This window comes from Alkalicoccus luteus, assembly GCF_012034335.1.
GTDB classification, from domain to species: domain Bacteria; phylum Bacillota; class Bacilli; order Bacillales; family Salisediminibacteriaceae; genus Alkalicoccus; species Alkalicoccus luteus_A.
This window is the reverse complement of record NZ_JAATHJ010000007.1, coordinates 88923-112293: the sequence shown is the minus strand read 5'-3', so window position 1 is coordinate 112293 and position 23371 is coordinate 88923. Positions and strand designations below refer to the sequence as shown.

Below are 23371 nucleotides of genomic sequence, written 5' to 3'. Positions count from 1 at the left end.
GAGCCGGCTAAACTGGTTAGACGGTCTTAGCTTTAAGTCGTTCTTCCACATATTCTTCATAGGTGATTTCTTTGTCATACACACCGTCATCTTTCAATTCAATGATGCGGTTAGCAAGGGACTGGTTAAATTGGAAGTCGTGGCTTGCAAAAATCATAGATCCTTTAAATTCAACAAGACCATTGTTTAATGCTGTAATGGACTCTAAATCCAAATGGTTTGTCGGCTCATCAAGCACCAGCACGTTTGCACCGGAGAGCATCATTTTGGAAAGCATACAGCGGACTTTTTCGCCACCGGAAAGAACAGCCGGGCTTTTCTTCGCTTCTTCTCCAGAGAACAGCATGCGCCCGAGAAAGCCCCTTACGAACTGCTCAGACTGATCTTCAGGCGAGTATTGGCGGAGCCAGTCGATCAAATCGGATTCTTTTCCTGTGAAGTAGCTGCTGTTGTCTTTTGGAAAATAAGACTGGCTTGTCGTAATGCCCCATTTATACGAGCCTTCATCCGGTTCTATTTCACCGGTTATGATTTGCATTAACACGGTTTTAGCCTGTTCATTAGGTCCGGCAAGCGCAACCTTATCTCCAGGATTAAGTGTGAATGAAACATTTTTCAGGTACGTTACACCGTCGATTGTCTTGGAGAGGTTTTCAACAGTCAATAGATCGTTTCCGATTTCACGCTCCGGTTTAAATGCAATATAAGGATACTTACGGGAAGACGGCCGGATGTCTTCCAATTCAATTTTATCAAGCAGTTTTTTACGTGAAGTCGCCTGCTTGGATTTTGAGGCATTTGCACTGAAGCGTGCCACAAAGTTTTTCAAATCGTTAATTTTTTCTTCTTTCTTTTTGTTGCGTTCCTGAGCCATTTTCAATGCGAGCTGGCTGGATTCATACCAGAAATCGTAGTTGCCTACATAGATTTGAATTTTACTGAAATCCAGATCGGCAATATGCGTGCAGACGTTATTTAAGAAATACCGGTCGTGTGAAACAACAATAACCGTGTTTTCAAAGTTAATCAGAAATTCTTCCAGCCACTGGACTGCTTCTACGTCGAGACCGTTTGTTGGCTCGTCAAGAAGGAGAACCTCCGGACTGCCGAACAAAGCCTGTGCCAGCAGAACTTTTACTTTGTCACCCTCGCTCAGGGAGTTCATCGTGACATAATGCTTTTCTTCAGATATGCCGAGGCCCTGAAGCAGAACGGCGGCATCGGATTCCGCCTCATATCCGTTCATTTCAGCAAACTCGCCTTCAAGTTCGGCAGCGCGCATGCCGTCTTCATCCGAGAAATCAGGCTTCATGTAGATTTCGTCTTTCTCTTTGCGTACGCTGTAGAGCTGTTCATAGCCCATCATAACGACTTCCAGAACCTGATCGTCTTCGTATGCATAGTGGTCCTGCTTTAATACAGCCAACCGGGCATCTTTAGGCATGGAAACGTGACCGGACTGGGAATCGATCTCACCGGACAGCACTTTTAGAAACGTGGATTTTCCAGCACCGTTAGCACCGATCAGACCGTAGCAGTTTCCTGCTGTGAACTTAATGTTGACATCTTCGAATAATTTTTTATCTCCAAATCGGAGACTGATATCTTGAGCTTGAAGCATATTTTTTTCATCCTCTTTCCTTAGACATACTGATGAGAATTATACCATCTACCAGTGTAAATTACGACAGGGAATTAAACATGGTTTTAAAATGACATTTTTCGGCTATAGTTTTATGGTGGGTACTTTAAGGAGAAATGAGTGAACAAGATGAAGAGCATGAGTTATATACAGAGAGATCAGCTGCTCTTTTTAACAGAACAAATGGTCCACGCGGACTTAAACAGTTCGTGGCATGAATTTGCAATGCTGTGTGATCCGGAGACGTTAGCATCAGCTTCCGGAGGATTCTTTCAAAAAGAGCGTGGCTTCCAAATTTATTACCGGCACAAGCTCACATACGAAGGGAGTTTGATTTGGAAGACTTCTGAAAGCCGTGAAAAACCTGAAGAAACGTATTTGCAGGTTCGATACAATAAAATTCGCAGAGGAAACATAGAGAATTCGCTTATGAATGATTATGTGTTCAGCATCCGACTGGCAGACTGGGTGTCGGAACGGGGAACAGCGCTTGCTTTCCAACGTCTGTATGACCCTGCTGTCATGAATGAGTATAATCAGAAGCGAATAGATGTTATTCTGCAAAAATGGGGATTTTCTAAAGAATTAATTATTCCCTTTGAATCACCTGACGCAGACTTAATCGACCAATTGATCCAGAGAGTAATTTCCACATCGATACTCGTGGAAGCATGTCGAAAACAAGGTGCTGCTCAGGCTTCTATTACAGGATAATCAGCTGACACTCAGCAAAACTGCCTGCATCAGGCCATGAGCCCCGGTGCAGGCAGTTGCTGTGATTGAAGGTGTGGAGCAGCTGTTGCCCGATTAGCTCGTTAACGGGTAAACTAAATTGAAGGCAGGTGAAGAAGATGCAAAGCTTAAACGAAAAAATGATGGAAGTACTTGAGAAGAGAAGAGTTTATGATAAATGGCTTAAACATACGCTGCTGCTTTATGAGAAAAATCATAAAGTCCAGCTTCGCCAGCAAACGGCGGAACTGCTTGAAGGTGAGTCGTTCAATCTTTACGAGGCTGGCTCAAGTGCTGATCAGAACTCGAACGGCGATCAGCTTTTCAGCCGCTACACTGAGGCGCATTTGAGAGAGCTTCAGAAAGAACTGATGGCTGAATATACGATGTATAAAGACCATTTGCAGCAGGTTGAAACGGTTGAATCAGAAGAAGAACAGCTTGCAGTCATGAAAGAATCACTTATAGAAGATCAGCAGTCGTTCTGGTCAAATGAGTTGTATGAGGCTGCCGCAAAAGAAATTAAAACGATGGGCGCTATTCAAAACCTTACAGAAGCTGTTGATGCAGGAGAGCAGGCGTACTATTCACTTGAAGAAGTCATGAAAGCATTCGATAAGCAGGCAGACTGGACGCCGGCTGCCGACTATCTGGAGGGAGCAGTTCCTTCCTTTTTGAAAGGCATTCACGTTGGTAATGTGCTGCGGGCAGTTCACCGGGCAGACCGGCACCTCAGACAGTTCAGGGATGAAATCGAAAATCTGGCGGACCATAGTGCGGATGTAGATCCAAGTGTTTTTCATGATCAGGATGAAGACGTATTTGAAATGATACTTAGAATGTGGCTTCTGGAGAAGGATCCGTCAAATGCATCACTGCTCCCGGCAGAACTTCAGGACTTAGTCTCTTCGACAGTCAATCGTCTTAAAACGGACCTCATGGAAAAAGAAAAGCAGAAGCTAAAACTTTCGGAAGAACGTATCCGGCTCTTAAAAGAGGCTTAACAAGTGAAGCTTTTTGTTTACGGTACGCTGATGACAGGAGAGGGCAATCATTTCTTTTTAACGAAAGCGAGGCGGTTAGCTGACCGGGCAAGAGTAAAAGGTGATTTGTACGACACTGGGTTTGGCTATCCGGCACTTGTCAGGGGTGATGGAGACGTTTGGGGTGAGCTTTACGAGGTCACTTCGGAGCTGCTGCCGGCGATCGATGAGCTGGAAGGTTTCCGGGCCGGCCGTAATTGGAATCTGTACTACCGAACGACCACAGACGTTATAACAAACTTCGGTCTTCAGAAAGCGCTCGTTTATTATTACAACAAGCCGGTGCAATCTGGAAATAAGATCTACAGCGGCGACTGGAAAGCGCGCAGCTAATGTCAGAAACAGATGCCTCTCTGCGCGGCGTGCCGGATCAGTTACTTTTAGGAGACAGACTGAAGTGTAATGTGTATATCTTATCTCATCTTACGAGCGGACAATTATGGCAATGGTTGTCCGCTCGCTGTTTCAGATTACGGACCTGCTGTTGAAAGCAGGTGCTGCAGCAATGGTACAAATCTATTTTCAGAACGAAGCGTGACGTTATTGCATTAAGCTGAAAGATGTTAAATCGATCTTCTCAAAGCTGAAACCGAGCGTTCCACTCCGATCTCGTTCCGATCATATCGTTTCTTCCCAGCTTGGGGTAACAGATCTGATTCGTAAGGATGAGTGCGTTATAAGCTGAATAAATTCTAGCTGTATACTTTGAATGAAACCGAAGATTTCTTATGCAGCCGGAGGTCAGCTTTCGAACTGCTGAACCGGTATGGATCAGAGCATCTCTTATACATTGGTATAAATAATAAAGAGGTGGCATGTTTGCAGTATACAACAAAGCTTCCTAATATAAAAAAAGCGCAGCCCTCTTATTAATGAGGGCTGCACCAGTGACTTCTTAATGACTATAGCAAGACGAGCCGGCTGTCCGGATTTACAACTAAACGCAGCGTGTTTAAGCAGGCACTAGCAGTTATCCGCAGACCATTTGATTTGTCCTTCACGACCGGATTCGTTAAGCGTTACTGAAAATGAATGCTTCGTATAGAAGTGAACGAGTCTGTCCTGATGATCATAATCCCGCTCTTTTAACTTTCCGCGAATTTCGGGGATATTTTTTTCTTCGGCTTTTTTCTTCAAATGTTTTATCATAACGGATCCGAATCCGTAATCTGTTTCACCACGAATATCATCTATATATAAAGCATTCTGCTCATAGGATCCGTGCAGGGAAAAATCCCAATGTCCCCTGTGCGGAAAACGGCAGTCATCTGCCATAATACGAAACGTTTTTCCATCATCAGTTTCATACACAATCGTCATGATGCTGTGCTTAGTCTGTTCAACACCGCGAATATCAAAACGCTGTGCAATTGTTTCCAGGTTTTGCTGTAAACGGAGAAACTGAGTATGAAGTTCATCATAGGCATGCGCCCACTCATCTGCACGCATTTCTGAAGATGGCTGCTTTTCAAATACGGATTGCATATGAGGTACCTCCTGCATTAATTACTTTTCGTGTTAATGTTCACTCAAATATTGCATTTTACTAAACGTTTAACTGATTATCAAGTCAAATTCTTTTTCTTTTTTTTACGTTGATTTTATAATGAACGTTGAAGAAAGCAGGTGAAGCAATGAAAATCAGCATAGAAGCGCTCGAAGGCCGGGGAGACGCCTATCAGTTTGGCTTAAAGCAGGCAGACCGTTTGAAACAAACCGTGCTTTATAACAAGCATGTTCGAAGAAGAAAAAAATCGATTCGCCGGTATACGACTGATTTTCGTGAAACAAAAGCCTGGATTGAAGAAATATCGCCTGATCTCTGGGCAGAGCTTGAAGGTTTATCTGAAGGGCTCGGCTGGAGATTTGAAGATATTGTTCATGAATATGCAGGTTATCAGCAGTCGTGGATAAAAAGCGGGTGCAGTGCTCTGATGGGAAGAGGCGTTTACGGGCGAAATTATGACTATCATCCGAAAACATATGACGGACGATTTATTATGTATCAGCCTACATCCGGCTATGCATCTGTAGGGTTCGCTCAGAGGATCGTTGGCAGGATGGACGGCATGAATGAAAAAGGGCTCGCAGTCGGCTATCACTTTGTGAACAGAATATCCCCTGAGGACGGCTTTATTTGCTGCTCGATAGCAAGGCTCATTCTGGATTCATGCGCCTCGGTTCCGGAAGCTGTCAGGCTGCTTAAAGAGCTGCCGCACAGGCACTCCTTTAATTACTCGCTGGCGGATTCTGCAGGGCGAACGGCAGTGGTTGAAGCTTCTGCCAAAGGTGCGGTTGAACTTCAAAGCGATGAAGGAGCCTGCACGAATCATTTTCGGGCGCCGTCCAAGCTGTCTGAAAATCGTCATATGACAAAAGAATCCGAGCAGCGTCTAGAAAGACTTGTTGAGTTAAAGAGAGGTTCGGATTCAGCTAATGATACGTTTAACCTGTTAAATAAAACAAAGTACGGTATAGCCAAAAAAGAGTATGGAAACTGGTCCGGTACAATCCATACTGCTGTTTATGATACGGTCAGTCTGAATGTAAATGTAGGGATCGGAACAGATGCTGTTCCGGTTGGGATTTCATTTGCAGACTGGCTTAAAGGCAGCCGGTTTATCGTAAGAAAATTAAGGGGTCAAATTGATTTTGAAGATGGAATGGAACATTTAGGTGTTCAACTTCCGGAAAGGAGTGATCCACATGGCACAGCGGAGCGCTGAAGACATATTGAATTATCTTGAAAAAGCTGAAGTAGCATCGGTCGGCACCTCGAATATGGGAAAACCGCGCCAGAGAATGATGCATTTTGCTTCCGACGAACGGTTTCATATTTACCTGTCAAGTATGAAAGGGGATCCGAAAGTCATTCAGTGGAGTAATATTCCTGAAACAGCTATGCTCATTCACCAGGGCAGTTCATTCATGGAGATGGAGGAATGCGAGATAATCGGCAGGGCAGAAGTTGTTCGTTCAAACGAGGAGCGGCAACGGGCAGTTGAATTGCTTCAGCACCGGTCGCCGATTGTTGGAAGCTTCGTTGAGCAGGATGCAGTTGACAGACTCGAATTTATTAAAATCGTTCCCTCCGTGGTGAAGTATCGCTTTGTTCCGGAGATTTTGCAGGGAGAGAAGCCGACGGTGCTGGATATGGCTGACGATTCAGCTGACGGGAGCGATAAGCAGGATTTAAGGTCCCGCGCTGCCGTTTGGAAGGAGGCGCTTCGTCCGCTCTCATTAACTGCATCACTCGTGCCGGTTCTTGTCGGAGCCGCCGCAGCTTTCGGGCTTGCAGAAATGTTCAGCTGGACGCTATTTATTCTTACGCTCTTTGCAGCACTTGCAGTACAGGCTGGTACAAACATGATTAACGACTATTTAGATGCTGAAAGAGATGCGGATAATACAGGCTCCCTTCGTCCGTTTACGGGTGGATCGCGTATGATTCAGCTCGGTTTGATTCAGAAACAGGATATGGGCTTCTTTGGCATTGTGCTTACTGCAGCCGCCGCGGTAGCAGGAATCGGTTTAGCAGTTGTGTCCGGCCCACTGCTATTGCTGCTGATCGCATACGGTCTTTTAGCCGGTTTCTTTTACACTGGAAGGCAAGGGCGGTTTTCATTTATCAATGCTTCGCCGGGTATTGCGGAATTCCTTATCGCGACAACGTACGGAGTGGCAATGACAGCCGGCACCTTTTATATACAAACCGGCTTTTTTACAGCCGAAATATGGCTTTTATCTATACCTGTCGCGGCACTTGTAACGAATGTGCTGCTGATTAACCAGTTTCCGGACGCTGAAAGCGACAGCCGTACGGATAAACGCACTCTTGTTGTTCGTATTGGGCGCCGTCAGGCGAAAAACGTCGTTTTTGGTCTGTTTACCGTGGCAGTGGGGGCTGTAGTAGCACTCCCGTTAGTAACTGATGTTCCGCTCACGTTTTATTTCGTTCTGCTGGCCGTGCCGTTTTTAATTCAGGCTGTCAGATATATCGGCAAATACTATGAGAGCAGTGCAACGGACCTGATACCCGGAAACGCGCATACAGCTATTTTTCACTTGATGACCGGGCTGCTCGCTGCAATTACGCTGATCATGCCCAGCATTGGAACGTTCATCACGCTCATTCTGTTCGCAGCCGCAGGAGGATTTGTCCTGTGGGTCTGGCGTTATATTGAACGACAGCGGAAAGTGATGGCAGGCTTTAAAAAGGCTTTTTCAACGTAATCTGCTGAAAAAGTTCAGAAACGTACGAGCTTGTAAGCAATGAATTATGGTTTTCTGCCGGAGCCGTTAAGACACGGACTCCGGCTTCTTTGTGTAAAAACGTTTGCAGCGTTTGCGCAGCAATGATTTCGTCCTCGCTGCCTATCAGCACGCTGATTCTTTTCCAGGGAAATTGTTTTATCGAAGCGGGTTTTTCAACAAAACGACCCATCATGTATTCGTAGCTGATGGACTTTTTCACAACATCGGAATATGGATCATATGGAACTAGTCTGGAGGGGATGTCAATGACAGGCAGACGTTTCAGCAGATTAAGTCCTGTCCGGTCCAGTATTCCTGCAGCTGCCGCCCGCTTCATATACAATCGGTACATCCCGTCGTCTGACTCTTCGTTTCCTTTCTGATAAACCGGAAGGGCCGGATGAATAAAAGGAGCCAACAGCACAATATGCATCACCTGGCCGGGCCACCCCCGCTGTTCAATCATTCTCAGAATGGTGCCGCATCCCATGCTGTGTCCGGCAATTATCAATCGTTTTCCTTGGGCATTGAGCAGAACTGCCTCTAAATCATCTATTAAGCGGTTTCGTTCCGGAGTGTGAATCAGTCCGGAGCTGCTCTCATAGCCCCTCATGACAGGAAAAAGATGTTCCGCTTTCAAACCGCTTCTGCCAAGTTCATATGCTCCGGCTTGCATCGTATCCATGTCTGACGTGATACCGTGAACCCATATCACCTGCAGATCCGGATTGCTTTCAATCGTATATATAGTCAGGCTGCTTCCGTCAATAGATCGGATAGAGTACCTTTTCACTGTTTTCGCTCCTCGTAATGGAAAGTTTATGTTTAATTTTCGATGAAAAGGTGAATATAAATGAATGTTTCTACTATACGACCTCAGGAGGGAATAACTATTATGGCAGATAAAGTTTTTTCTACAAAGGCAACCGCTCAAGGAGGAAGAGAAGGACATGTTACGTCCGACAACAAAGTAGTAGACGTTGATTTGAAAATGCCGGATAAAAACGGAATCCCGGAAGATGCTTCCAATCCGGAGCAGCTTTTTGCTGCCGGTTACAGTGCATGCTACGATGGCGCACTTAATCTCATGGCTTCAAAGGCACAGAAGGACATATCTTCTGAAACAACCGCAGAAGTAAGCCTGCTCAAAGATTCCGAGGATAACGGATTCAAGCTTGGGGTTACGCTCCACGTCCACGTAAGCGGTGTGTCTCAGGAAGAAGCAGAAGAACTAGCTCACAGAGCTCATGATTTTTGCCCGTATTCAAAAGCTACCAGAGGCAATATTGAAGTCGATTTACAAGTTACTTCCCGCTAACAGAAGGTTAAAACCTGTTTTGTCATTAGAAACCGCAGCCGTCCAGCATATTGGGCGGCTTTTTTTGCGGCATCGCGCAGATTCTGCTGAAAAGCATTTAGTCAGTTGCAGTGAATCTGATAACAGGCTGGCAGCATTAAGATAGAACTCAAAACGTTTCAGAAGCTCATTCATGCCAGAAAGCGCAGAATGCTTTATAATTAACTTAGAGGAAAAGAGGTGACATCATGAAAAAATGGCTTACTGGCGGATTTTTACTAATTGTTGCTGTTCTTGGCTTTATCTTTATTCCTATCATGTACGATTATTTCATGAATCGTTCCTATGGCAGCGAAGCTGTAGAAGCAGATGTTGAGGGTCCATGGGAAACAGCAGTGTTTGCCGGCGGCTGTTTCTGGTGCATGGAACCACCTTTCGAAAAAATTGAAGGAGTCGACAAAGCTGTATCCGGATATACCGGCGGCCCAGAGGAAAATCCTTCTTATGAAGATGTAGCTTCCGGAGCAACCGGACATGTGGAAGCGGTGCAAGTAACGTTTGATCCGGAGCTTGTCGGTTATGAGGAGCTGCTGGAGATATACTGGAGGCAAATCGATCCGACAGATGATGAAGGACAATTCGTAGACAGAGGCTATCAGTATTCACCGCACATTTTTGTTCAGGATGACGAGCAGCGTGAAGCAGCCGAAGCTTCAAAAAACGATTTGGAAACTAGCGGAAGATTCAGCGATCCCATTGTTATGGACATTCGTGAATTGGATACGTTTTATGTAGCGGAGGACTATCATCAGGACTTTTATAAAGAGAATCCGGTGCGGTACGAATTTTACAGATCGAATTCTGGCCGTGATGAATTCATTGACGAACACTGGGGGGAAGAGGCAGAATATGAAACAGCCGGATCTTCTAACCTTCCATTCTGGCGTCAATATGAGCCGGAAACAGAAGAGGAGCTGCGTGAGAGACTGACCAATCTTCAGTATGAGGTAACTCAGGAGGATGCGACTGAACCAGCCTACCAAAATGCTTACTGGGATAATACTGATGACGGGATTTACGTAGACATCGTTTCCGGAGAACCGCTTTTCCGATCGGCAGATCAGTATGATTCCGGAACCGGCTGGCCAAGTTTTACAAAGCCGATCGCAGAGGAGTTTATCGAGACCCGCGCAGACTGGTCGATGCTGATAAAGCGTACCGAGGTGAGAAGCACCTACGCTGATTCTCATTTGGGTCACGTGTTTGAGGATGGACCCGAACCGGACGGACTCCGCTACTGTATGAACTCTGCGGCGATGAAGTTTATTCCGCTTGAAGACATGGAAGCAGAAGGATATGGAGACTACATTGAAATTGTCGAGCAATAAAACGTAAGGTGGGGTTGGATGTCAAAAATAGAATTGGCTACATTTGCAGGAGGCTGCTTTTGGTGCATGGTAAGACCTTTCGATGAAGAACCAGGTATTGAGAGCGTGGTGTCAGGGTATACGGGAGGAGATACTGCCCATCCTTCCTATGAAGAAGTGAAACAGGGCACGAGCGGTCACCGGGAAGCCGTTCAGATCGAATTTGATCCTCACGTGTTTTCTTATGAGCGGCTGCTCACTATTTACTGGCAGCAGGTTGATCCTACGGACGATGGGGGACAGTTTTTTGATCGGGGCCCCCAATACAGGACTGCCATTTACTACCATTCAGATGAGCAAAAGGCGGCCGCCGAAGCATCACGCCGTCATTTGGAAAACGACGGACCTTTCCAAAAGCCGATCGTTACAGAAATTCTTCCTGTTGAAGTATTTTATCCCGCTGAAGAAGAGCATCAGAAATTTTACAAGAAAAATCCGGAAGCGTATCAGCAGGAGCGAATTGATTCGGGACGAGAGCGGTTCATCCAGGAAACATGGGAAAAATAGCATAACTCATCCAGTATAAAGCACAGGCTTGTCCTGTGCTTTTTATCATGTTGCAGGAAGGCATCGAACATTACCAATTCTTGCAACTTGAGAAAAAGAAAGATATACTATAAAAAAGTAAGTAGAAAGAAGGTGGCAGCTATGAAGCTGATCAAAGGAATACATCATGTGTCATCACTCACAGCAGATGCTCGCAGCAACTATGCATTTTATACAGATGTATTAGGCATGCGCCTGGTAAAGAAAACGGTTAATCAGGATGATCCTGGTATGTATCATTTATTTTATGCAGACCGCTACGGTTCTCCCGGAACAGATTTTACATTTTTTGAAATTCCAATGGCGGGAAGAACGTATCGGGGATCCCAGAGCATCAGCAGCACTGGTCTGAGGGTTAAATCAGATGAAGCCATTTATTTCTGGAAAGAGAGGCTGGAAAAACAACAGGTCTCTGTCGGGGAACCTGTCATCCGGGCAGGCAGACTGACACTGGCGCTGGAGGATCATGAAGGTCAGCGCATCCGCCTTTTCTCTGATCGCCATGGGGCGGCAACCCCAGCAGGCACTGCATGGGAACATCCTGACATTCCGGAAGACGTGGCGATCGTGGGACTTGGCCCTTCAGAGCTGACAGTCAGGTCGCTTGCTAAAACGGAAAATGTGCTGATCAATGTTCTCTCGTTTATAAAAACAGGCGGGGAACAGACAGAAGAAGGACCGATGACCGTTTATTCAACGGCCTCCGGAGGCAATGGTGCGGAAGTACACGTGATCCAATCATCGGAATCGAAGGAGCGTCCGGGAAGAGGAAGTGTGCATCATCTCGCTCTGCGAGTAGAAGATGAAGAAGAGCTGAAAGAATGGAAGCAAGCAATCGATGATGCCGGCTATGATAACTCCGGTATTGTAGAGCGATACTATTTTACTTCTTTATATTTTCGAGATTCGAACGGCATCCTGTTTGAGCTGGCAACTGATGGTCCCGGGTTCGATATGGATGAGCCGATCGAACAGCTTGGTCAGAAGCTTGCTCTGCCCCCTTTTTTAGAAGAGCGCCGGGAAGAAATTGAACAGAAGCTGAAGCCGATAAAGGCTGATTGACAGCTGCCGCAGACAAGCTCTGCGGCTTTTTTGGTGCATAAAAAGACTCATTCACTCAGGAGCCGGACTGTACATCTTTTGGAAATGTACGGTAAACTTACATCAGAGCGTACGTCACTTTGATACAAACTCTGGTAGTTGACAGGAAAGGAGGCAGCCCCTCATGGATGTCATGTCTGTACTGCTTGTACTTTTGTTTTTTGCAAATATATTGTTTGCAGGCATCATTATTTTTATCGAACGAAAAGATGCAACGGCCACTTGGGCCTGGGTGCTGATCCTCTTTTTCATTCCATTTCTCGGATTTATTATTTATATTTTTCTCGGTCAGAATCTAACCCGCAGACGGCTGTTCGATTGGGAGGGAATAAGCAGAATCGGTATCAGTGATGTAATCCGGCATCAGATAGACCAGATTCGCAACCCGTCGTTTTCGTATCATAACGACAATATAGATCCTTATCGGGATATGATCTACATGCATCTTATTAACAATGATGCTATTCTGACTAAAGACAACGATATTCATATTTTTTCTGACGGCTGCGATAAATTTGAACAGCTTAAGAAGGATATACGGGAAGCGCAAGATCATATCCATATGCAGTACTACATCTTTCGAAACGATGGGCTGGGCAAAGAACTGATTCAGCTGCTTGCGGAAAAAGCAGCTGAAGGAGTGAAGGTACGTATACTCTATGATGAACTCGGCTCACGAAAGCTCCGCAGAAGGCATTTTAATCAGCTTACGAAGGCCGGAGGAGAAGTAGGGGTCTTTTTCCCGTCAAAAATTGCGCTCATTAATATACGTCTTAACTACCGGAATCATCGGAAGCTGACGATTATTGACGGATCGGTCGGATATGTAGGCGGTTTTAATGTTGGAGATGAATATTTAGGAAAGAGCAAGCGTTTCGGATACTGGAGGGATACGCATCTCAGGATAACCGGCAATGCAGTCGATCCAATGCAGACCAGGTTCATCCTGGACTGGAATCAGGCAGCGAAATCTCATGCTGTAGCTTATGAGGCTCGTTACTTTCCGATGAAGCAGAGCGAGGGAAATGCGGCAGTACAAATCGTTTCGAGCGGACCGGATTCGGAATGGGAACAAATCAAAAATGGCTATATTAAAATGATCAACAATGCGAAAGAATCCGTCTATATTCAGACGCCGTATTTTATACCCGACCAAAGCCTGCTGGATACGATTAGAATTGCCTCTTTATCAGGTAAAGATATTCGAATTATGATTCCAAGTATGCCGGACCATCCATTCATCTACTGGGCCACGCTTTCGCATATAGGTCAGCTGATGAAAAGCGGAGTCAGTGTTTATATTTATCAACGGGGCTTTATTCATTCCAAAGTCGTCGTCGTGGACCGCGCTGCTGCCTCTGTCGGAACAGCCAACATAGATATGCGCAGCTTCCGGCTTAACTTTGAAGTCAATGCATTCATATACGATCAGCCGACTGCAGAAAAACTTGCAGCTGATTTCGAACAAGATATGATGCATGCTGATAAACTGACACAAGAAAAATATGATGCCCGCTCAAAAGTAGTGCGTTTTAAAGAGTCAATTTCCCGGCTGCTTTCGCCAGTGTTGTAGCGTTTCAACTGCATTAGTAACACTGCCGGAAAATCTTCCACTTGTCTTGATTACGTAAAAATATCTTTATCGAAACGGTCATAACCATGCCGTTCATGTTTCGATTAGGCAACGAACTTTCAGGAGTCGTATCATTCCGCCGGCGTCTCTTTACAGCGATTACCCACATATATAAAAGCAACATGATATAACTAAACCAACTTTAACGACACCCTGGAGCGTTCTCTCTGAGAGCGCTTTTTTTCGTCTTTCAATTTACTATGACAACGTACCAGGGACAAAATGTATAAAAAATCATAATAACTTATAATTATTATTGCATATTAATAAATCTATAAGTATAATAATGAATTAATTCATCATTGAAAAGGACGTGACATGATTGAAAAAAGCAGCGGTTGTAGGAGGAACAGGATACGCGGCCCTTGAACTGATCCGAATTTTAGAAAATCATCCCTTTCTGGAGCTCACTACGGTGATCTCTCAGTCAGAAGAAGGAAACGATATAGCGGAGCGCTATCCGCATCTCCATACAATTCGTACCGATTCATTCAAAAATATGGAAGCTGCTGCGGCGTGCGACGTCATTTTTCTTGCAGCCCCTGCCGGCGTAGCAAGCAAACTGATTCCAGCGCTTTCAGCAAGTAAAAGCCAGATTATCGATTTATCTGGCGACTTGAGGCTTGAAGACAGTGAGACATATGAAAAGTGGTACGGGCTGGAGCCGCCGGATAAAGCGATGCAGCAACAAGCCGTTTACGGTCTTCCTGAAGTAAACCGGGAGTCTATACGCGGGGCAAAGCTCCTCTCCAATCCGGGATGTTTTGCGACTGCTGCGATTCTCGGAATGTATCCAGCGGTAAAGCAGCAGCTGATTGAGCCAGGCACGATCATGATGGATGGGAAGACAGGCGTGTCGGGTGCCGGACGTAAAATGTCTATGATGACCCACTTTTCCGAGACGAATGAAAATATAAAAGCGTATCGTACCGGAGCACACCAGCATGTACCAGAGATCGAAGAGCATCTTGGAAAAGCGGCAGGTATCAAAACACCTGTCTATCTGCAGACACATTTGATGCCGATGACGAGAGGGATTATGGTCACTTCTTACGGCCGGCTTGCTTGCTCGGCCACCGAACTGCAGGATGCATATAAAACAGCTTATGAGCATGAGCCGTTTACCCGCTATCGTATAAGCGGTCCAATGCCGCAGACAAAAGATGTATATGGAAGCAGCTACTGTGATATCGGTGTATTCGCCGATGAACGCAGCGGTACGCTGATGACGGTCGCCGTAATCGATAATTTGATGAAAGGGGCGGCAGGTCAAGCCGTTCAAAACTGTAACATAATGAATGACTGGCCTGAGCATTCAGGACTGCAGATGGTACCCCAATATCCGTAAGGAAAGGCAGGAGATTAGTATGACGCTGGTCAATATCGTTTCATCTATCAATATAAAAGGCGGCGTGACGAGCCCAAAAAGTTTTTTTTCAGGAGGCACTCATTGCGGCTTAAGACGCAAGAAGCTCGATTTTGGCTGGCTTTATTCCAGCATTCCTGCAAAGGCAGCGGCGGTATATACGCAAAATGCGTTTCAGGCAGCGCCGCTTAAAGTGACGCAGGAGTCGATTGCGAAGGAGCAAAAGCTGCAGCTGGTCGTCGTAAACTCGGCCAATGCAAACGCCTGTACCGGTAAGGAGGGGCTCGAAAACGCCCGTTTAACCCGAAAGTATGCCTCTGAAGAAGCAGGTCTGCCTGAACATCTGGTTGCTGTTCAATCAACTGGATTGATCGGCGTACAGCTTCCAATGGATAAAGTCGAAACAGGAATTCGTTCGATAAACCTTGAGTCACAGGATGCAGCTTCATTTGAACAAGCGATTTTAACGACAGATACATGTACAAAGCATGCTTCTGTCGAATGCGAAATTGAAGGCAAGCAGGTGACGATCGGAGGCGCCGCAAAAGGGTCGGGCATGATTGATCCAAACATGGCCACGATGCTCGCATATATTACGACAGATGCAGATGTATCACAGGATGCACTGAAAAGTCTTTTAAAAAAGACGACGGATAAAACCTACAATCAAATCACGGTGGACGGTGATTCATCCACAAATGATACGGTTGTCGTTTTAGCAAACGGAGCTGCTGAAACGAGTGAACTCGATGAGTTTCATCCTGAATGGGGTGCCTTCGAAGAGGCGTTTACGAAACTGTCAGAAGAACTGGCAAAAAAAATTGCCAGAGACGGTGAGGGGGCTACGAAACTGATTGAAGTTCAGGTCGAAGGGGCAGCGACAGCGGCAGATGCTGGGAAAATTGCTAAATCGATTATTTCTTCAAACTTGGTGAAAACGGCGATACATGGAGCTGATCCAAACTGGGGAAGAATTGTGTGTGCGGCTGGATACAGCGGAGCGTCAATGGAATCTGAAGCAGTGGACGTATATTTAGGTCCGATTCAGGTTGTTTCCGAAGGGCTGCCGCTTGACTTTGATGAGGCGGAAGCATCTGCTTATTTAACTCAGAGCGATATTTATATAAAAGTAAAGCTTGAGGATGGAACAGGCGCTGCTCAGGCGTGGGGATGCGATCTGTCGTATGAATACGTCCGCATCAATGCCTCGTACCGAACATGATGTAAAGGAGGTTAACAAATGGCTTATCTCGTAATCAAGCTTGGAGGCAGCACGATCGATGAGCTTCCCGGCAGCTTTTTTAAAGAAATAAACGCATTAAAGCAGGCAGGCTGCTTCCCGGTGATCGTTCATGGCGGAGGACCTGCTATCAATCGGTTGCTGCAGGATCGCGGCATTAGCGCTTCTTTTACGGATGGGCTGCGCGTTTCTACTCCGGAAGTCGTTGAATCTGCTGAAATGGTACTAAGCGGATCTGCCAATAAACATATCGTCAAACTGCTGGAACACGCAGGGGTAAAGGCAGCAGGAATCAGCGGAGTCGATGCCGGACTGTTTCGGCCAGTCCCAGTGGATGAAGTCCGATACGGACAGGTAGCCTCTGTTGAACAAGTGAATCCACATTTGATTAAGTTGTTGACAGAGGCAGGAATAACCCCGGTTATATCGCCAATTGCAGCGTCCGGAACCGTGACATATAACATTAACGCGGATGAAGCTGCCGGAGCCTGCGCATGTGCACTGGCTGCTCCGCTGTTGTTTATTACAGATGTTGAAGGCGTGATAGACGGCCGATCCGGTGATCTTTGCCGGTACCTTGATCCGAAGATGGTAGAAACACTGATTCATGACGGCATTATTTACGGCGGGATGATTCCGAAAACAAAGGCTGTCCTTCGGGCTCTTAACGAAGGAGTCTCAGAAGCAGTCATGGTTAATGGTTCGAACGGAAATGCGCTGCTGAATTATTTTCACAGAGGCGAGGCCGGTACTATTTTCCGAAAGGAGAATATCTATGCAGAACATTAAGCAAAAGTCACCGCTCATGAACACCTACGCCCGTTTCCCAATCTCTGTAGCGAAAGCAGACGGGAGTTATTTGACGGCTGATGACGGCACCGACTACTTAGACTTTACGTCGGGAATTGCGGTATGTAATCTCGGTCATCGTCCAAAGCTTGTGCAGCGTGCAGTCGAGATTCAGCTTCAGGAATATTGGCACGTATCTAATTTATTTCAGCAGGACATTCAGGAGCGTGCAGCAACTTCCCTTATAACAGGAACTCATTTGGATCAGGTCTTTTTCTGCGGAAGCGGAGCAGAAGCCAATGAAGCTGCGATTAAGCTTGCCAGAAAATACTGGTTCGACAAAGGAACGCTTCAAAAATCGGAAATTGTAACCTTTGAACAGTCGTTTCACGGCCGTACGGGCGGTGCTATGGCAGCCACAGGCCAGAATAAAATTAAACACGGATTTGCACCACTGATGCCCGGATTCACGCACTTACCGTTTAATGATAAGCAGGCCATCACGAACATAAATCCGCAAGTAACAGCTGCTGTCATGCTTGAATTGATTCAAGGTGAAGGCGGAGTCGTACCTGCTGACCAGGATTGGGTTAATGAACTCGTCCATTACTGCAGAACACACGGCATCTTGATCATTGCAGATGAGATTCAGACCGGCGCTGGACGAACCGGCTCACTATATGCGTTTGAACAGTTCAACGTAAAGCCGGAGATTGTAACGGCTGCGAAAGGCATTGGATCCGGTTTTCCGGCAGGTGCCTGTCTCGCTTCAGCAGAGGTTGCTGCTTCCTTTTCTCCAGGAACGCATGGAACAACCTTCGGCGGACATCCTGCAGCTTGTGCGGCGGTAGAGGCGACAATGGGTGTCATTCAGGAAGAAGGATTTCTGAGAGAAGTCCAGGATCGCTTTGCCATATTTCGCAAGCAGCTTGAACAGCTGGCTTCTTCGTACAGGCAAGTGAAGCAAGTACGCGGAAGCGGAGCAATGATCGGCATCGTCGTAGAAGAGGCCGCCCCATATTTGCAGAAACTTCGAAACCGGCAGATACTGGCGCTTCCGGCAGGGCCGCAGGTGATACGCGTTTTGCCGCCGCTGACAGCTTCTGCCGAAGAATTATCGACGTTTGTTCAAGTATTTGAGGAGATTTTACAAGAAGGAGAAATCAGTCATGACTAACGCTTATTTAATACTGGACACAGGAGATGTGCTGGAAGGGAAAAAAATCGGTGCTGATACGGAAAGCTCCGGGGAACTGGTCTTCAATACGGCAATGACCGGCTATCAGGAAATGATGACAGATCCCTCCTATAAAGGGCAGCTGCTGACGTTTACGTATCCGCTGATCGGAAACTATGGTTTTCAGGACAAATTTAATGAAGGCAGCGCTCCCGCTGTGGAAGCAGTCGTGACAGGTTCTACCGGTTGCGATGAGCGCGCAGAAGAGTTTGACGCCTATTTGCAGCACCACGGTATCCCTGGCTTGACTGAAGTTGATACACGCAAGCTCGTGAAGATTATTCGTACGAAAAAAACGGTGAAGGGCTTTATCTCAGTCAATCAGCCCGCTGCTCCGATTTTTCATTTTAATGAGAATCCGGTCCCGGAAGTGTCTGTTCAGGAACCGGTCGCTTTTACTGGTGAAGGCCCTCATGTTGCTGTATTGGATTACGGCTGTAAATCATCTATCGTTCACGCACTTCTGAAGGAAGGGTGTGCTGTGACGATGATGCCGCATTCGAGTTCAGCAGCTGACATTCACGCAATAAAGCCTGACGGGGTATTGCTAAGCAATGGCCCTGGCGATCCGCTTAAGCTTCAAAAGGAGCTGCCTCACATTAAAGAACTGACGAAATCTTATCCGGTTCTCGGCATCTGTCTCGGGCATCAGCTTATTGCACTAGCCTATGGAGCAGAGTCGATAAAGCTGCCGTTCGGCCACAGAGGCAGCAACCATCCGGTCAGGCATATACCGGACGGGAAAGTATACATGTCTTCGCAAAATCACGGGTATGTTGTCAGCGAGCCGTCAGACGAAGCATTTCCTTTTGAACGGCTTTTTGAAAATGTGAATGACGGCACGTGTGAAGGATTCAGGCACAGGAGTCTTCCGGTGCAGTCTGTCCAGTTTCATCCTGAGGCTCACCCTGGTCCGAGCGACACGCATTTTATTTTTAAGCAATTTATTAACAGTCTGGTTTCTGGAGGTAGCAAAGTATGTGCAGCAACGTAAACACTGTTTTAGTGATCGGGTCAGGCCCGATTATTATCGGACAGGCAGCAGAATTTGATTACGCAGGCACGCAGGCCTGTCTTGCATTAAAAGAAGCCGGCAAACGGGTGATACTCGTGAATAACAATCCGGCTACTATAATGACGGATACTGCATTTGCAGATAAAACGTATTTGGAGCCGCTGACGGTTTCTACGTTGGAATCGATTATTAAAAAGGAGCGCCCGGACGGACTGATCGGGACGCTCGGCGGCCAGACGGGCCTTAACCTGACAGCTAAGCTCTACCGTTCAGGTATTCTGGATGCATATGGAGTGAAGGTGATGGGCACGTCGGTAGAGTCAATTGAGAAAGGGGAAGACCGGGAGTTGTTTCGATCGCTCATGATCGAGATTGAGGAGCCTGTCATCGAATCTGAAATTGTTGAGTCAGTGGAAGCAGGACTTCATTTCGCAGCGTCTATCGGCTATCCAGTTATTCTTCGTCCGGCTTATACGCTAGGCGGAGCAGGCGGAGGATTCGCACACAGTGAAGAGGAAATGAAATCGATGCTTGCGTATGCACTTAAAGAAAGCCCGATCCATCAAGTACTCGTGGAAAAGAGTATCAAAGGATGGAAAGAGGTGGAATATGAAGTCATGCGCGATGCAAATGACACTTGTATCATCGTCTGTAATATGGAAAACATGGATCCGGTCGGGGTCCACACCGGCGATTCGATCGTCGTAGCACCTTCTCAAACGCTGACAGACTCACAGTATCAGATGCTGAGAGAATCATCGTTGAAGGTAATCCGTGCGCTTGATGTGGTGGGCGGCTGCAATATTCAGTTTGCGCTGCACCCTGAGACGGATGAATATGCGATTATTGAAGTGAATCCGCGTGTCAGCCGTTCATCAGCGCTGGCTTCGAAAGCGACCGGATATCCTATCGCAAGAATTGCCGCTCTTACAGCCTGCGGACAGACGCTTGACCGAATTCCCAATCCGATTACCGGTACCACGTTTGCTTCCTTTGAGCCGGCGCTCGATTATATTGTCGTGAAGCTGCCAAGGTTCCCTTTCGATAAGTTTTCCGAAGCAGACCGTTCCCTTGGCACACAAATGAAAGCAACGGGCGAAGTCATGGCTTTGGAAAGAACGTTTGAAAGTGGATTTTTAAAAGCAATGAGATCAATGGAAACCGGGAGTCACAGCCCAAGACATCACCTGCTCGCGAGCTACAGGGAGGAAAAATTGAAAGAGATGGTGATGTATCCCGGAGACCTGCGGGTTTACGCTGTTTATGAACTGCTCATCCGCGGCTGGAGTCCCCAGCAAATAACGGATTTGTCAGCCATTCACCCCTGGTTTTTAACTCGTCTCGAAAAGCTTTCCAAGCTGGAGAAAAAAGCAGCTTCCCAACAGCTTTCGACAAGCCTTTTAACAGAACTGAAGCAGGCAGGTTTTTCAGATAAGCTGATCGGTGATCTGCAGGGCGTATCAGAATCAAAAGTGCGTCAGCTGCGAAAGGACGATAATCTGAAGCCCGGGTATAAGCTGGTGGATACGTGTGCAGGAGAGTTTGAAGCGGTCACCCCGTATTATTATTCCACCTGGCATGGAGAAGACGAAGTGACGCCAACTCCTGCTCGAAAAGTCCTTGTCGTCGGCTCCGGCCCGATCCGGATCGGACAAGGCGTTGAATTCGATTACTGCTCTGTTCATGCTGCTGAAGCAGTGAAAGCACTCGGTTATGAAGCTGTCGTGATTAATAATAACCCGGAAACAGTCAGCACGGATTTTAATACCGCTGACAGGCTTTACTTTGAGCCGCTTACAGCGGAAGATGTCATTCACGTTGCTGAGAAGGAGCAGGTAGAAGCTGTCCTGCTGCAGTTTGGCGGTCAGACAGCGGTTAATCTTGCTCAGGCGCTGGAGGAGCACGGACTTCCGGTAGCCGGCACATCCGCTGACGCTATAGAACTGCTCGAGAACCGGGAATCCTTTTATCATATGCTTGACCGGTTAAATATTTCGCATATTAAAGGATCGACTGCAGAATCGAAAGAAGAGGTTTTGTTAAAAGCTGAAAAAACAGGCTATCCCATCCTTGTAAGACCTTCTTATGTGATTGGTGGACAGGCGATGTATATATGCCACAACGAAGCCAATCTTCAAGCCTATCTCGAGCGCCTGGAATGGACGACAGATGCGCGATGCTGGCCGCTGATGGTGGATGCTTTTATCGCTGGTAAAGAGTTTGAAGCTGATGTGATCAGCGACGGGACAAACTTGTTTATTCCTGGCTTTATGGAGCACGTGGAGCGGGCAGGCGTCCATTCAGGTGACAGCTTTACGATTTATCCTTCATCAACGATTCCTGAGCATGTGAAAGCTGAAGCAGCACACATATGCGAGTTAATTTGTACGGAAGCTGGCGTTTCAGGAATGATGAATATCCAGTTCGTATATGACAATGAAGTATTGTATGTCCTGGAAGTAAATCCGCGGGCCTCCAGAACGGTTCCTGTCATCAGTAAAGTTAGCGGAACGAACCTTGTCCGCGAAGCAGTGACTGCTCAGCTGCACCACAAGCTGAGTAAAACCGGACTTCTCGATGAACTCCCGCATATCACGGTGAAAGCACCCGTGTTTTCGTCGGCAAAGCTTAAGCAGGTTGATCCAATGCTCTCCCCTGAAATGAAATCAACCGGGGAAAAAATAGGTATCGCAAGCACGCTCTCAGAAGCAGCTGCTAAAGTATTGGATGCAAAGAGCCTTCAAACATGCTATATCAGCGCGGCTGACGCCTGGAAATTAGAAGCGGCGGCCCTGCCGCTTGAAGGCCTGAAACTGTTTGCTTCTAAATCAACAGCAGAAAGCCTTCGTGCCAAAAACTGGCACGTGACGGAGATGTCGCTAAATGAAGCGGAGCAAGCCGTAGCGGCAGGAGAGCTGGATGCTGTCCTAAACATCCCAACCGCAGGACGAATGGCGGAGTCAGCCGGATTTTGTTTAAGACAGGCATGTATCGCTCATGGAACGATGTTGTTTACTCACCCTGATACATTTCGATTTTATCAGACTCACGCCGGCACCGCTCATGAGCCGCTCTCTGTGCAGGATCTGTTCATAAAGGAGGAAATACGATGATTAAAACAAAGGTACAGCATCATTTAGAAGTGACAGACTTAACGGCAGACGAACTGCATCAGCTGCTGGATGAGGCAGCTGTATTAAAAAAACAGCATCATGAAAAAAAGATCAATAAAGATTTGGAAGGGCAAACCTTGGCGATGATTTTTGATAAATCTTCTACGAGGACCAGGGTTTCATTTGAAGCCGGAATGACACAGATGGGGGGACACGCTATTTTTCTTTCTCCGGAGGACACCCAAATCGGACGCGGCGAATCTGCAGCAGACACCGCCCGGGTGCTGTCAGGGTACGTAGATGCCGTCATGATCCGCACGTTTTCTCATGAAATGGTCCAGGAGTTCGCAGCCTACAGCAGCGTTCCTGTTATCAACGGTCTTACTGACATTCATCATCCAACTCAGGTACTGGCAGATCTGCTTACGATTAAAGAGCAAAAAGGAACACTTCAAGGTCTGACTGCAGCATTTACCGGGGACGGGTACAACAATATGACGCATTCTCTTATGCAGGGGATGGCACTGGCTGGAATCGACTTTCGTGTAGCATGTCCGGCAGGCTATGAGCCGGATCAGACAATTATGGAAAACGCTTCTGCATTGGCTGCAGCTCATGGCGGATCACTGATGATCACGAAGGATCCTGAAGAAGCAGTGAATGGGGCAGATATTTTGATTACTGATGTGTGGGCGAGCATGGGCATGGAAGCAGAAGCTGATACGCGCAAAAAGACGTTTATGCCGTACCAGATTAATGCAGAGCTGGCTTCACTTGCAGCCGATGATTATATATTCATGCACTGTCTGCCTGCTCATCGAGGTGAAGAAGTGACTGCCAATGTGATCGATGGCGCGCATTCCGTTGTATTCAATGAAGCAGAGAACAGGCTGCACGCACAAAAAGCACTCCTCAAAAAATTAATGATTTAATTTC

The 23371-nt window shown here is 46.7% G+C and carries 20 protein-coding genes; 17 read left to right on the top strand and 3 right to left on the bottom strand.

All coding sequences use genetic code 11. The features are described from left to right. Positions 1-16: 16 nt before the first annotated feature. Positions 17-1621, bottom strand: a complete 1605-nt coding sequence (locus tag HCN83_RS06950) for an ABC-F family ATP-binding cassette domain-containing protein (protein WP_168005772.1) — start codon at positions 1619-1621, stop codon at positions 17-19. Positions 1622-1780: 159 nt separating this feature from the next. On the opposite strand from HCN83_RS06950, the gene HCN83_RS06945 reads away from it, so the two are divergent. The 3 genes from HCN83_RS06945 (at position 1781) to HCN83_RS06935 (ending at position 3750) form a co-directional block, all read left to right on the top strand. Next, positions 1781-2356, top strand: a complete 576-nt coding sequence (locus tag HCN83_RS06945) for a hypothetical protein (RefSeq protein ID WP_168005770.1) — start codon at positions 1781-1783, stop codon at positions 2354-2356. Between the two features lie 137 nt (positions 2357-2493). After that, entirely contained in the window at positions 2494-3378 is an 885-nt protein-coding gene (locus HCN83_RS06940; RefSeq protein ID WP_168005768.1) for a hypothetical protein, read from the top strand. A gap of 3 nt (positions 3379-3381) precedes the next feature. Then, a complete protein-coding gene (locus HCN83_RS06935; protein WP_168005766.1) occupies positions 3382-3750 on the top strand; it encodes a gamma-glutamylcyclotransferase in 369 nt (122 codons plus the stop codon). Between the two features lie 630 nt (positions 3751-4380). On the opposite strand, the gene HCN83_RS06930 is transcribed toward HCN83_RS06935, so the two are convergent. Then, the gene (locus HCN83_RS06930) at positions 4381-4902 is read right to left on the bottom strand and encodes a hypothetical protein (RefSeq protein WP_168005764.1); all 522 of its coding nucleotides are present in this window, start codon (positions 4900-4902) and stop codon (positions 4381-4383) included. A 149-nt stretch (positions 4903-5051) separates the two neighbouring features. Here HCN83_RS06930 and HCN83_RS06925 point away from each other — a divergent pair, with 149 nt between their 5' ends. Both HCN83_RS06925 and menA read left to right on the top strand, forming a co-directional pair. Beyond that, positions 5052-6143, top strand: coding sequence for a C45 family autoproteolytic acyltransferase/hydolase (locus tag HCN83_RS06925; RefSeq protein WP_168005762.1), 1092 nt, complete (start codon positions 5052-5054; stop codon positions 6141-6143). Next, complete coding sequence (gene menA / locus HCN83_RS06920; RefSeq protein WP_168005760.1) at positions 6124-7650, top strand: 1,4-dihydroxy-2-naphthoate octaprenyltransferase; 1527 nt, start codon at positions 6124-6126, stop codon at positions 7648-7650. Before HCN83_RS06925 ends, menA begins: the two co-directional genes overlap by 20 nt. Here the strand turns inward: menA and HCN83_RS06915 are convergent. Then, entirely contained in the window at positions 7628-8464 is an 837-nt protein-coding gene (locus HCN83_RS06915) for an alpha/beta fold hydrolase (RefSeq protein ID WP_168005758.1), read from the bottom strand. The two genes, menA and HCN83_RS06915, sit on opposite strands and share 23 nt — an antisense overlap. Positions 8465-8566: 102 nt before the next feature. Here HCN83_RS06915 and HCN83_RS06910 point away from each other — a divergent pair, with 102 nt between their 5' ends. The 12 genes from HCN83_RS06910 (at position 8567) to argF (ending at position 23367) form a co-directional block, all read left to right on the top strand. Further along, positions 8567-8989: an organic hydroperoxide resistance protein gene (locus HCN83_RS06910; RefSeq protein WP_168005756.1), complete on the top strand. Its 423-nt coding sequence runs from the start codon at positions 8567-8569 to the stop codon at positions 8987-8989. 227 nt (positions 8990-9216) lie between these two features. Then, positions 9217-10356, top strand: coding sequence for a peptide-methionine (R)-S-oxide reductase MsrB (gene msrB, locus HCN83_RS06905; protein ID WP_168005754.1), 1140 nt, complete (start codon positions 9217-9219; stop codon positions 10354-10356). Positions 10357-10374: 18 nt separating this feature from the next. Beyond that, the gene (gene msrA, locus HCN83_RS06900; RefSeq protein WP_205774530.1) at positions 10375-10902 is read left to right on the top strand and encodes a peptide-methionine (S)-S-oxide reductase MsrA; all 528 of its coding nucleotides are present in this window, start codon (positions 10375-10377) and stop codon (positions 10900-10902) included. Positions 10903-11043: 141 nt separating this feature from the next. After that, entirely contained in the window at positions 11044-12003 is a 960-nt protein-coding gene (locus tag HCN83_RS06895; RefSeq protein ID WP_168005752.1) for a ring-cleaving dioxygenase, read from the top strand. A gap of 163 nt (positions 12004-12166) precedes the next feature. Beyond that, complete coding sequence (gene cls / locus HCN83_RS06890; protein WP_168005750.1) at positions 12167-13615, top strand: cardiolipin synthase; 1449 nt, start codon at positions 12167-12169, stop codon at positions 13613-13615. A 382-nt stretch (positions 13616-13997) separates the two neighbouring features. Next, positions 13998-15023 carry an N-acetyl-gamma-glutamyl-phosphate reductase gene (gene argC, locus HCN83_RS06885; RefSeq protein WP_168005748.1) on the top strand — a complete coding sequence of 342 codons (1026 nt, stop codon included), beginning with the start codon at positions 13998-14000 and terminating at the stop codon, positions 15021-15023. A gap of 13 nt (positions 15024-15036) precedes the next feature. Next, positions 15037-16263 carry a bifunctional glutamate N-acetyltransferase/amino-acid acetyltransferase ArgJ gene (gene argJ, locus HCN83_RS06880; protein ID WP_425483595.1) on the top strand — a complete coding sequence of 409 codons (1227 nt, stop codon included), beginning with the start codon at positions 15037-15039 and terminating at the stop codon, positions 16261-16263. An 18-nt stretch (positions 16264-16281) separates the two neighbouring features. Then, positions 16282-17070, top strand: coding sequence for an acetylglutamate kinase (gene argB, locus HCN83_RS06875; RefSeq protein ID WP_168005744.1), 789 nt, complete (start codon positions 16282-16284; stop codon positions 17068-17070). Then, positions 17057-18247, top strand: a complete 1191-nt coding sequence (locus HCN83_RS06870) for an aspartate aminotransferase family protein (protein ID WP_168005742.1) — start codon at positions 17057-17059, stop codon at positions 18245-18247. The genes argB and HCN83_RS06870 overlap by 14 nt, the downstream gene beginning before the upstream one ends. Beyond that, positions 18240-19301: a carbamoyl phosphate synthase small subunit gene (locus tag HCN83_RS06865; RefSeq protein ID WP_168005740.1), complete on the top strand. Its 1062-nt coding sequence runs from the start codon at positions 18240-18242 to the stop codon at positions 19299-19301. The genes HCN83_RS06870 and HCN83_RS06865 overlap by 8 nt, the downstream gene beginning before the upstream one ends. Beyond that, on the top strand, positions 19286-22435 hold the full coding sequence (gene carB, locus HCN83_RS06860) for a carbamoyl-phosphate synthase (glutamine-hydrolyzing) large subunit (protein ID WP_168005738.1): 3150 nt from the start codon (positions 19286-19288) through the stop codon (positions 22433-22435). Before HCN83_RS06865 ends, carB begins: the two co-directional genes overlap by 16 nt. Further along, a complete protein-coding gene (gene argF, locus HCN83_RS06855; RefSeq protein WP_168005736.1) occupies positions 22432-23367 on the top strand; it encodes an ornithine carbamoyltransferase in 936 nt (311 codons plus the stop codon). The genes carB and argF overlap by 4 nt, the downstream gene beginning before the upstream one ends. The last annotated feature ends 4 nt before the right edge of the window (positions 23368-23371 follow it).

Bases quoted from the DNA above. Each gene is read 5' to 3' on its own strand.
- HCN83_RS06950 (WP_168005772.1), bottom strand. From the start codon at position 1,621: ATGCTTCAAGCTCAAGATATCAGTCTCCGATTTGGAGATAAAAAATTA.
- HCN83_RS06945 (WP_168005770.1), top strand. From the start codon at position 1,781: ATGAGTTATATACAGAGAGATCAGCTGCTCTTTTTAACAGAACAAATG.
- HCN83_RS06940 (WP_168005768.1), top strand. From the start codon at position 2,494: ATGCAAAGCTTAAACGAAAAAATGATGGAAGTACTTGAGAAGAGAAGA.
- HCN83_RS06930 (WP_168005764.1), bottom strand. From the start codon at position 4,902: ATGCAATCCGTATTTGAAAAGCAGCCATCTTCAGAAATGCGTGCAGAT.
- HCN83_RS06925 (WP_168005762.1), top strand. From the start codon at position 5,052: ATGAAAATCAGCATAGAAGCGCTCGAAGGCCGGGGAGACGCCTATCAG.
- menA (WP_168005760.1), top strand. From the start codon at position 6,124: ATGGCACAGCGGAGCGCTGAAGACATATTGAATTATCTTGAAAAAGCT.
- HCN83_RS06910 (WP_168005756.1), top strand. From the start codon at position 8,567: ATGGCAGATAAAGTTTTTTCTACAAAGGCAACCGCTCAAGGAGGAAGA.
- msrB (WP_168005754.1), top strand. From the start codon at position 9,217: ATGAAAAAATGGCTTACTGGCGGATTTTTACTAATTGTTGCTGTTCTT.
- msrA (WP_205774530.1), top strand. From the start codon at position 10,375: ATGTCAAAAATAGAATTGGCTACATTTGCAGGAGGCTGCTTTTGGTGC.
- HCN83_RS06895 (WP_168005752.1), top strand. From the start codon at position 11,044: ATGAAGCTGATCAAAGGAATACATCATGTGTCATCACTCACAGCAGAT.
- cls (WP_168005750.1), top strand. From the start codon at position 12,167: ATGGATGTCATGTCTGTACTGCTTGTACTTTTGTTTTTTGCAAATATA.
- argB (WP_168005744.1), top strand. From the start codon at position 16,282: ATGGCTTATCTCGTAATCAAGCTTGGAGGCAGCACGATCGATGAGCTT.
- HCN83_RS06870 (WP_168005742.1), top strand. From the start codon at position 17,057: ATGCAGAACATTAAGCAAAAGTCACCGCTCATGAACACCTACGCCCGT.
- HCN83_RS06865 (WP_168005740.1), top strand. From the start codon at position 18,240: ATGACTAACGCTTATTTAATACTGGACACAGGAGATGTGCTGGAAGGG.
- carB (WP_168005738.1), top strand. From the start codon at position 19,286: ATGTGCAGCAACGTAAACACTGTTTTAGTGATCGGGTCAGGCCCGATT.
- argF (WP_168005736.1), top strand. From the start codon at position 22,432: ATGATTAAAACAAAGGTACAGCATCATTTAGAAGTGACAGACTTAACG.